Below are 10,146 nucleotides of genomic sequence, written 5' to 3'. Positions count from 1 at the left end.
TAATTTCGTTGTCCAAGAAACGGGAGGCAGTTCAAGATTCGTCTGCGGGGCGGGACTTTTTATTTTGAGTTCTAAAAACCCGGCTAGGTTCTTCTGTCTAAGAGGAGAACCTAGCCGGGTTTAAGGAACCTAGCGGACGAGCCGGCTTACGGGGTTTTTACGCTTCGCGAGCCTGGTCGTGGAGCATCCACTGGTCGGGGCCGAAGATCTCGTAGTTGATGTTCTTGCCGGGGACGCCTGCCTCCACCAGTGCGGAGCGTACGCCCTGCATGAAGGGCAGCGGGCCGCAGAGGTAAACGTTAGCGTCGGAGGGCACGTCCAGCTTGGACACGTCGACACGGCCGGCGAAGTCGCCACCCTCACCCTCGATGAACGAGATGAGGCGTGCGTTGGGCAGCTTGTTGACGAGCTCGGTGAGCTCTTCGCGCAGGGGCCAGGTGTCCAGGCTACGGTCCGCGTGAACTACGGTTACGGGGCGCTGGGAGCCCTTCTCAATCAGCTCGGAGAGGAAGCTGAGCATGGGGGTGGTGCCGATACCTGCGGAGAAGAGGTACAGGGGTGCCTCGGGGTTGCCGAAGCCTTCCAGGGTCAGGTCACCGTAGGGGTTGGAGATCTCGACGACGTCGCCGATCTTCAGTTCGTGCAGGATGGAGGTCATCTCGCCGTTGGGGTCGAGCTTCACAGCGATGCGGCGCTGGTTCTTTTCGCTGGGCAGCAGGGTGTACTGGCGTGCCTGGCGCAGACCGTCACGTGCGGGAACGACGATGGAGATGTACTGGCCGCCCTTGGACTCGGTCATGGGGGTCTCATCGGCGGGCTCGAAGGTCAGCACGACGACGTTCTCGCCGGTCTCCTTACGGTCAACGACCTTGAAGGGGGCGAACATGACATCGTTTGCCTGGGATGCATACAGGCCCTTCTCCAGCTTGATGAGGGCGTTGCCCATGAGCCAGTAGACCTCGGTCCATGCCTCAACGATTTCGGGGGTAGCCAGATCGCCCAGGTTAGCGGCGATTGCCTCGAAGAGGTACTTGTAGACGGTGGGGTACTCTTCTTCCTTCAGGCCCAGGGAGGCGTGCTTGTGAGCAACGCGGGAGAGGACTTCGTCGGGGTAGGAGTCCGGGTGCTCAACGATGTAGGAAGCGAACACAGCGATGGAGCCTGCAAGTGCGCGGGGCTGGGTGCCTTCGAGCTGAGAGGAGCGGGAGAACATGCCGTCCATCAGGTCGGGGCGGGCAGCAAACATTCGACGGTAGAAGTCGGGGGTAATGTCGTTGATGCGCTCAGCGATAATGGGCAGCGTTGCCTCAATAATGGGGCGGGACTTCTCAGAGAGCATGTCATGCCTTCTTCCTGTGTGGTCACCTCGGTCGTTGTGATGATGCCCTTGATATGTGTGATGCTGGGGCGTTCACTCGGACAACTCAGTTGGTGACGGAGTGTTTATAAAGCACCCTTACCGTAGCATTTTGCGGGGTGTTTGCGCTGAGTGCAGGTCATGCTCTGAGGGTTATTTGGCACTGTGGATGCGACTTATGGTTCACCCTGACTCAAAGATAGAGTTGCGCGTCACACTATATATTTTCAGTCGCACTTCTACAATCGGCGGGTGACCAGCCTGGAAACATGTATAAAAATACCGGAGTGAAAATATATTTACCCGGGAAAGTATGCAGTGTGGTGCAAAAATGAATATGGTCACATTTTCTGCATTTGAAAAGCAAGTTTGCAATTTTCTGTATTTCCTGCACAAATTCAGGAATCACACAGGTTCCAGCACCCCCGCAGACAGAGGCATAGACACCCCCGACACCCCCTCAAAAACCTCCGCAGAAAGCCACCGGGAAAATCCCAACAGCCCCGCGTTAGCCGCAAGAATGCCTTAAAAACTCTATGGAGCCTCCCACCGGAAAGCTCCACAGGTATCACGTATTTCTTGCAGCGTGCCAGCCTAGCGTGCAGGCAACGCATTCTCCGGAGGCCCAAAGCCCAGCTCAACAAACACCGGACCAACGGGGCGCGCACCGGCAGTCAACTCGCTAATAATCACCGAATCAACCGATGCATAGAATGCCTCGCGAGCCTTCGCCAGCACATTGCGCAGGCGACAGAACTTATCGAGGGGGCAGTGGCCATTCTCGTCCTCGCACTCAATCATGGGGATATCGCCCTCAGTAGCGCGAAGAATAGTGCCGACGGTCGCAGAACGACCCGCATCCGAAAGCATGACGCCACCGGAACGACCGCGAGTCGAGTCCAGGTAACCCATGTTCACGAGGAAAGCTACAGCCTTCGCCACGTGGTTGTAGGGGGTGTCCACACCTTCAGCGATCTTCTGGGTGGAAAGCTTCTGACCGGGCTCCAGAGCAGACAGGAGCATCAGAACGCGGAGCGAGACATCCGAGAATGCTGTCAAACGCATGGATACTCCTTCTAATCTCTCGTGCCACCACATATCAGTACATGTAGCAGCGGATATGCGCAGCTCGTGAAAGCCATGTGCATTCAAAAATCTTACATTGGAATTGTATAGGGGTGATAAGAGAGGCAAGAAATTATAACCAGCTGCTTCTGTGCCCCAACCACCCCGGCGGGGATTTAAAGTATTTCTCAAGAGCAAGTGGACTGCATAGCCTTGCACTCACACCTTTGCGAGAAAACTTATCATTCCCCCCAGCTGACGGGGATTCAAATTTTCCCCAAGCAGAAGGAAGGAGCGGAATCTCATCGGGAGATTCCGCTCCTTCAATGCGCTAAACCTTAGGTATTAGCTGGAGTGTCTTAGCCCTCCAGAGCCTTCGCCAGAGCGTCGCGCTGTTCGCGAACCTCAGCAGGCAGCTTGTCGCCGAACTTCTCGAGCCACTCGTCGATGCTGGGCAGCTCAGCAACCCATTCTTCCTTCGAGACAGCCAGAGCAGCCTTCAGTTCTTCCTCGGAGATTTCCAGACCGGTCAGGTCCAGGTCTTCCTTGGTGGGAACGGTGCCCAGGAAGGTCTCCTGGCCGCCAGCCTTGCCGTCGAGGCGGTCGCAGATCCACTTCACAACGCGAGAGTTCTCGCCGAAGCCGGGCCATGCGAAGCCACCGTCGGGGGTACGGCGGAACCAGTTGACGTAGTAGACCTTCGGCATATTCTCAGCACCGTGCTTCTTGCCCAGGTCCAGCCAGTGCTTGAAGTAATCACCAGCGTTGTAGCCGATGAAGGGCAGCATTGCCATCGGGTCGCGGCGAATCACACCGACAGCGCCCTTAGCAGCCGCGGTGGTCTCGGAGGAGAGGGTAACTGCGCGGAAGACGCCCTGCTCCCAGCTCTCGGACTCGGAAACCAGGGGGATGGTGGTCTTGCGGCGACCGCCCAGAACGATAGCGCTCAGCGGCACACCCTCGGGGTCGTAGTACTCGGGAGCGAGCATGTCGACCTGGGATGCGGGGGTGCAGAAGCGGGAGTTCGGGTGAGCTGCCGGGCGGCCGGACTCGGGGGTCCAGTCCTGACCGGTCCAGTCAATCAGGTGCTCGGGAGCCTCATCGGTCTTACCCTCCCACCAGACGGAGCCGTCGTCGGTCAGTGCAACGTTGGTGAAGATGGTGTTGCCCTTGGCGATAGCCTTCATAGCGTTCGGGTTGGTGGAGTAACCGGTGCCCGGTGCCACGCCGAACAGGCCAGCCTCGGGGTTGACCACGCGTGCCTGGTGGTTCTCGTCGAACTCGATCCATGCGATGTCGTCGCCGACCATCTCAGCCTTCCAGCCGTCAATGGTGGGTTCCATCATTGCGAAGTTGGTCTTGCCACATGCGGAAGGGAACGCTGCGGAGATGTAGCGAACCTTGCCCTCGGGGTTGGTGACCTTCAGGATGAGCATGTGCTCTGCCATCCAGCCCTCATCGCGACCGATAACGGATGCGATACGCAGTGCGTAGCACTTCTTACCGAGCAGTGCGTTACCGCCGTAGCCGGAGCCGAAGGACCAGATTTCGCGGGTCTCGGGGAACTGGACGATGTACTTCTCGGGGTTGCAAGGCCAGGGAACATCTTCCTGACCGGGCTCCAGGGGTGCACCAACAGAGTGCAGAGCCTTGACGAAGAAGCCGTTGGTCTCGTTCAGCTTGGCAAGAACGTCCTTACCAATGGTTGCCATGATGCGCATGGAGCAGACAACGTATGCGGAGTCGCTGAGCTCAACAGCAATCTTGGGGTTCTTAGCCTTCAGGGAGCCCATGACGAAAGGAATGACGTACAGGGTACGACCGCGCATGGAGCCCTCGAACAGACCGGTCAGGGTCTGCTTCATTTCGACGGGGTCGCGCCAGTTGTTGGTCGGGCCTGCGCCTTCTTCAGTCTCGGAGCAGATGAAGGTGCGCTCCTCGACACGTGCAACGTCGTCGGGATCGGAGAAAGCTGCGTAAGAGTTCGGGAATTCGTGATCGCTGAGGCGAACGAAGGTACCGGCGTCAACCAGTTCCTGTGCCAGGCGGTCATATTCTTCCTGGGAGCCATCGACCCAGTAGATGTGTGCGGGCTGGGTCAGTGCCGCAACCTCGCGAACCCAATCCAGGAGGCCCTGGTGGGTGGTAGGTGCGCTCTGCAGCTCCTTTTCGAGTTCGGCAGAGAGAGTACGAGTTGAGGTGTCAGCCATTGACATTTTCCCCTTCAATCGGTGGCCCGGATACTACATTGATCCGGTTAGGTCTGCGGTAACAAAGAAGCAGTTAAACACTACAAGCGTGCAAACAAATGTGAATATGCACGCTTGGACAGTCTCCACTTCCTCGTGATGCTTACAGAATAACGCATTAATGGTCTGCAGAGCTTTCTATGACACCATTTCTTAAGTTCTGCGCATCACATTCTTAGAGTGCGAGAAGATTTCTGTAAAGAATTTTTAGGTCGTATGGCGGGACCCTTCGGGGATTTTAGGGGCCTACAGCACCGGTTTTAGGGTGCTGAGAAAATATTTTGAAAAAATTTTACGCCACCAAAAACCCCGGAATCATGCGGCAAAACGGGGTATTCGAGAGTCTTTCGGAGGGGATTTTGGGTCAATTTCGAGTTTTTCGGCTTGCGTGCCCCTGGGGACATCCGTATAGTAGTACCTGTTGCCGCGACGGGTTGAAGAAATCCGAAGCGAGGAACATGCGCCTGTAGCTCAACGGATAGAGCATCTGACTACGGATCAGAAGGTTGGGGGTTCGAATCCCTTCGGGCGCACCACCGATCCCCGGTTCTTTGGAACCGGGGATTTTTTGTATGCCCAGAAGATAGACCCCGGAAGACACACCCCTGGAAGACATCTTTGGGAAACAAGCGCGCTGAAAACGCTCTGACACAAGCCCCGGGCAGGGCTCAAGCCACCGCACAGTACGACATGTTGCAGTACGACACGCTACAGCACGACACGCCGCAGGCTCTAGCTAGGTGTAGCAAGGACGCTCCACCAGCTGACGCTGCCCCATCCGTGCCAAAAACCGCGCCCCAAAGTGCAATTCAGCCTGTGAATCCGCAGATTTACGCTCCCAGATGACGTGCTCCGGGGCACACCCGCCGAAAAACGCCTAGGATGGAAAGAGAACCCTCCACACATAGGCTGGAGAGCAGACAACGCGAAGGAGCACTATGGCACAGCTATCCATTCCGCAGTCCCTGATAGGTGCACTCATCGATATAGCCAATCTGGGAACACTCGATTACTTCCCGCCCACCGAACGATGCGCCCACTGGTCCCTCTATGACGCGCAACACCAGGAACTACTCTGCCCCTGCGCACCCGCCGCCAACACCACCACGGAGAAGCTCTTTGAAGCCGCGGCGAAGATTCTCTACGAGAACTTCCCCCGATATATCGACTCTCCCGAGGAAATCATTCCCTATACCTCCCGGCAGGAACTCGTTGCCGCCCTACGCCGCGGCGATGAGGAAGCCAGCGACACTAAGCCTGCTGAAGAGGAACAGACCGACCTGCAGGCAACCGAAGCGGCCGAAGCCTCCATGGCTGAGACTCCCGTCGCAGAGGCCAACGAGGGTGTAGTGAGTGAGGACGCCGCGGTGAGCGCAACCGCTACTCCCCAGCCGGCAACCCCGAAGCCTGCGGCGCCGAAGCCGGCGCCCTCCCCCGCGCTCTTTGCCGCCCGCGCGGCACAGGCACCCGCCCCGACTCCCAGCCCTGCTCCCAGCGTGCCGGAAGAAGCATCTGTGGAAGCACCCGCAGAGGCAACAGCAGAAAAGACGGCTCCTATACCGACGCCCGCCACGGTTGCTCCCGCAGCGCCCAAGCCCGCAGCACCGAAGCCGGCAGCGCCTACTCCCGGTACGCCCTCCCCCGGCATGTTCCGCAAGTCCACGCTGACCTACCGCCCGCCGCGCATCGAAGAGTACCTGGAGGGTCTGCGTGCCCGCCAACAGGCTGCCGAAGCCGCAGAAGCTACCCATACGGCAGTAGCTAGCGAGCAGGCACCTGTTGAAGAGTTGCCCGTACTCAGCCAGTCCCTACCGAGTGCGCCCGCCGCTCCGGAGACGAATACCCCGAAGCCGAGCGCGCCGAAGCCCGCAGCCCCGGTCCCCGCTGCTCCGGCGGCCCTCAGCGAGCCCGCGGCTCAGCCGGTAGCCGCCGAACCGACCGCGCCTCGCGGCGTCAGCGAAGAGGACCGCGAACGCAGCTACCGCCTGCGCCCGAGCCTGCGCGCCCGCCTCGAACGCGAAAACATCAGCGAAGAGCTCGTGCGCACCATCCTGCGTGAAGGCGCGGCAGAACGACTCAACGACTGGACGATTCGCTTCACCCACGACGATTACCGGGTGGACGTCAACACCGCCTCCGCCGAAGTCATTACCGTCATCGACGAATACGACGCCGACTACAACGAGGCGGCGCAGGCATCCTTGGCACAGGGCGAATACACTTCGCTCAACGCCCTGGAGCTCGAATTCAGCGAGCGCGCCCGCACCTTCCTGAAGAAGAACCCGCCGTTCGTTTTCGATCTGATGCTTCAGACGCTGAACAGCCCCGAAAGCGTGCGCATGGCTGACGGCTGGACCCGCATCTACGCGGCGCAGGGTCTGGAAATCGCAATCTCGCCCAATGAGCGGACCGTTCTGGCTCTGGCGAAGACCCCGGATTTCCATCACTTGCACGCGGAAGCCCTGCGTAAGGCTCAGCTCGAAGAGCTCAGCAACACCCTGGCAAAGCAGGCAGAAGATAAGGCAACCCAGGCAGAAAACACCGTTGAGGAGGAGAAATAATGTCCGCGAAGCAGATTACCGTTCCTCTTGAGGTGTACGTTCGCCTGCAGGAGCTTGCTTCCCTCGCAACCTATAGCTACCGGGAGAACCAGGGCTCCGAAGAGAGCGCGGCAAACGATAAGCCGTGGGATTTGCTCACTAAGGATGGCGCCTCCCTGCTCGATGAGAACGGCGCGCTCAAGCCCGAAGCGGCAGAGCTCTACTTCACCCTCCTACCGCTCATTGCCCAGGAGTTTGTGGAACAGCAGCAGGCACTCGTGGACGCTTACCGTCAGGCACCCAAGCCCGCCGCCGCACGCGCCAAGATTCGCCCCTCCAACCAGCGCCTTATCCCGCTGACCGAGGTGCCGCTGGAGAACCAGCGTATTGCCGCGCGCATCGAGAAGGAATTCTACGGCGAGGTGCCGCCGCGCCGCCGTATCTACGGCGTGCTCCCGGGCGTGATGGACTATATGATGCGCCACGGTCTCACCTACGAGCTACTGCTGGACATCATCGAATCGCCCGCAAGCACCGTGGTTCAAGAGAGCGCGCAGGAGAACCGTTACGGCCGCGAAGTCACCCTCTACACGCATGAAGAGGAAGGCTACCAGGTGGTGCTCAACCCCCTGACTGCCGAAGTGCTCGCGCTGCGCCCGCTGCAGGCTCTGGCGGGAGGCTACCAGCTCTCCCCCGATGCTCAGGCACAGCTGAAGGCGCTCGGTCTGACCGGCGAGTACATTGCCCGCATCCTGGATGAGGCTGAGGACCGCCGCCCAATTCCCGGCAGTAGCCGCACTGTGTACTCGCTCAACGGCTACCAGGTGGAGTTCTCGCACTCCGACCAGCAGGTAATCCGTATTAGCCGCGGCACCGCGCCCAGCCGTAACCCCTTCGAGTCGCAGCCGAGGATGAGCGGCACAAAGAGGCAGCGCGGCCGCAAGATCCCGCACGATGTGGATGCGTTCGTGCAGCTGTTGCAAGAGCACGGCTTCACCATCACCATGGGCGGTAAGCACTACGATATTCGCCACGAGAAGCTGGCTCCGGGTCAGAAGGCGGTCACCTCCGTGACCCCCTCAGATTCGCAGCGTTGGCACCTGAACTCGGCACGCCAGATCCGCAATACCTTCGGTATCGACCTGCGCTACGCCGACCCGCGCGATAGCGTACGCGGTATTGTGCGCGGCTCGGGACGAAACACCCAGAATACTGATGACCACAGCGCAGAAAAGCAGGACGCCGAGAAGAGCGCGGAGAAGACGGCGGAGAAGGAATCCGAGTAGCTCTTCGTCACAGTTGAAGCATAGCCGTTGAAGCGCGCCCGCGTGCCGGTTCTTTATACTGCCCCCAGCATGTCTTTGCATCTGGGGGCAGTATTCATATGCGCCTATATCCCGCGTTGTCAGGGCAATACGGGGTAGACTGGGGGCAATACAGACATGCTACTCAGCATAAAAATTAATATGCGTTCCCGTGATATGCGTGACGGTAGGGTTGGGGATGCGCCACAAAGTACGGTGAATAACAGCCCCTACCTCTACAATAGAAACGCATCACTACAGAAGAAGGAGAACGCATGGGCGTAACGATTAAGGTCACTGACGAAGCAGGCGTAAACTACGACATTCAGTGGGAAGACCACCACACCCTCCTGGAAGCCCTCCAGGCTAACGGCGTGCCGGTCCTCGCAACCTGCGGTGGTAACGCATCCTGCGCTACCTGCCACGGCTTCATCGACCCCGAGCACTTCGAGGCTTCCGGTGAGCGCACCGAAGCTGAGCAGGACCTGCTCGACATGGTCGACGATGTCGCCAACGAGTACTCTCGCCTGTGCTGCCAGGTCGAGTACGCCCCCGGTATGGACGGAGCAGAAATCCAAATGCAGGCGGCGATGTAATCATGTTTAAATCGGCTCAGGTACTCGCATCAACCACCCTCCTCTGTTGCGTGCTAGCGCTCAGTGGATGCGGCGCGTCCCAGGCCGGTCAGGAAGCTGAAGGCACCTCGGCACAGCCGAGCGCTTCGGCTTCGGTCAAGCCCGGCACGATTCGAGTAGCCTCCGACGGGGCTACCCCTTCGGTGAGCCCGGGCTCCATTACCGTGGTGAACTCCCCCGACGCGGAACACCACGAGTCTTCCTCTGAGCACTCCGAGTCTTCCTCCCACACCGAGACTCACGAGTCGAAGCAGAGCTCTGACTCTCGCTCTTCTGGGTCCTCCCACGAGGGTTCCGAGCAGAACAAGTCGGACGACTCTGATTCTCAGCAGGATTCCCAGAAGAGCTCAGACTCGTCTTCGCAGTCGGGTTCTCGCTCTTCGGGCAACTCTTCGAACTCCTCCGGTTCCTCGAACTCGTCGAATTCTTCCAACTCCTCGAATTCTTCGAGCTCTTCGGAGAAGTCCTCTAACTCCTCCAACAATAACGCTGCTGAGGGACCGACCCAGTGCGATCTGGACGACCTGAACGTTTCGGTTGCCATTGGAGAAGGCTCCCCCGGCGCCCGAAACTACACCCTGTACTTCCAGAACTCCTCGAACTCCCCCTGCACCCTGCGCGGCTACCCGCGCGTGGTCCATGCGGGCCCCTCGGGAACCTGGGTTGGTCGTGAGGCTTCCACCTCCGACGAGTACATGAACCCTGCGGGTGTGACCCTCAACCCCGGCGATAGCACCACCGCGGTGCTGCGTTCGGTGTACCCGGCACGCTTCGGTGACGATTGCGGCAGCCGCCCGGTTCAGGGCTTCCTGGTGGGTCTTCCCTCCGGTTCCGGTGGCGTGATTGTTCCGCTGGATACGACCGCGTGTTCCTCGTCTGTTCCGCAGCTGTCGGTGGGTCAGTTTGGTGCCCGCTAACGCGCCCGTTGCAGATGTGACAACATCTCTGGCACGTTGTGTGCGCATATAGTTCAAGGGCGGTTCCCCTCGATGGGGA

Annotated in this window: 7 protein-coding genes and 1 tRNA gene; 5 read left to right on the top strand and 3 right to left on the bottom strand. The window is 59.3% G+C overall.

The annotated features are described in order from the left end of the window. Positions 1-157 precede the first annotated feature (157 nt). From HMPREF2528_RS01835 to HMPREF2528_RS01825, 3 genes are all read right to left on the bottom strand, one after another. Positions 158-1,339, bottom strand: coding sequence for an FAD-binding oxidoreductase (locus HMPREF2528_RS01835; protein WP_070505920.1), 1,182 nt, complete (start codon positions 1,337-1,339; stop codon positions 158-160). A 612-nt stretch (positions 1,340-1,951) separates the two neighbouring features. Then, positions 1,952-2,422: an RrF2 family transcriptional regulator gene (locus HMPREF2528_RS01830; RefSeq protein WP_044150790.1), complete on the bottom strand. Its 471-nt coding sequence runs from the start codon at positions 2,420-2,422 to the stop codon at positions 1,952-1,954. 359 nt (positions 2,423-2,781) lie between these two features. Further along, positions 2,782-4,632, bottom strand: a complete 1,851-nt coding sequence (locus tag HMPREF2528_RS01825; RefSeq protein WP_044150793.1) for a phosphoenolpyruvate carboxykinase (GTP) — start codon at positions 4,630-4,632, stop codon at positions 2,782-2,784. Positions 4,633-5,131: 499 nt separating this feature from the next. Between HMPREF2528_RS01825 and HMPREF2528_RS01820 the strand changes: the two genes are divergently transcribed. The 5 genes from HMPREF2528_RS01820 to HMPREF2528_RS01800 all read left to right on the top strand — a co-directional run bounded on the left by HMPREF2528_RS01820 (position 5,132) and on the right by HMPREF2528_RS01800 (position 10,067). Then, positions 5,132-5,207, top strand: a tRNA-Arg gene (locus HMPREF2528_RS01820). A gap of 402 nt (positions 5,208-5,609) precedes the next feature. Continuing rightward, positions 5,610-7,232: a DNA repair protein gene (locus HMPREF2528_RS01815; RefSeq protein WP_070541895.1), complete on the top strand. Its 1,623-nt coding sequence runs from the start codon at positions 5,610-5,612 to the stop codon at positions 7,230-7,232. After that, entirely contained in the window at positions 7,232-8,497 is a 1,266-nt protein-coding gene (locus tag HMPREF2528_RS01810; RefSeq protein ID WP_070541891.1) for a cell wall biosynthesis glycosyltransferase, read from the top strand. Before HMPREF2528_RS01815 ends, HMPREF2528_RS01810 begins: the two co-directional genes overlap by 1 nt. Positions 8,498-8,790: 293 nt before the next feature. Next, positions 8,791-9,111 carry a 2Fe-2S iron-sulfur cluster-binding protein gene (locus HMPREF2528_RS01805; protein WP_005507166.1) on the top strand — a complete coding sequence of 107 codons (321 nt, stop codon included), beginning with the start codon at positions 8,791-8,793 and terminating at the stop codon, positions 9,109-9,111. A gap of 2 nt (positions 9,112-9,113) precedes the next feature. Further along, positions 9,114-10,067 carry a DUF4232 domain-containing protein gene (locus HMPREF2528_RS01800; protein ID WP_049340326.1) on the top strand — a complete coding sequence of 318 codons (954 nt, stop codon included), beginning with the start codon at positions 9,114-9,116 and terminating at the stop codon, positions 10,065-10,067. Positions 10,068-10,146: the final 79 nt, after the last annotated feature.

The sequence above is a fragment of the Rothia sp. HMSC078H08 genome (assembly GCF_001808955.1).
Classification (GTDB): domain Bacteria; phylum Actinomycetota; class Actinomycetes; order Actinomycetales; family Micrococcaceae; genus Rothia.
Note: the sequence above shows the minus strand (reverse complement) of the source record. Positions and strands in the feature narration are given on the sequence as shown.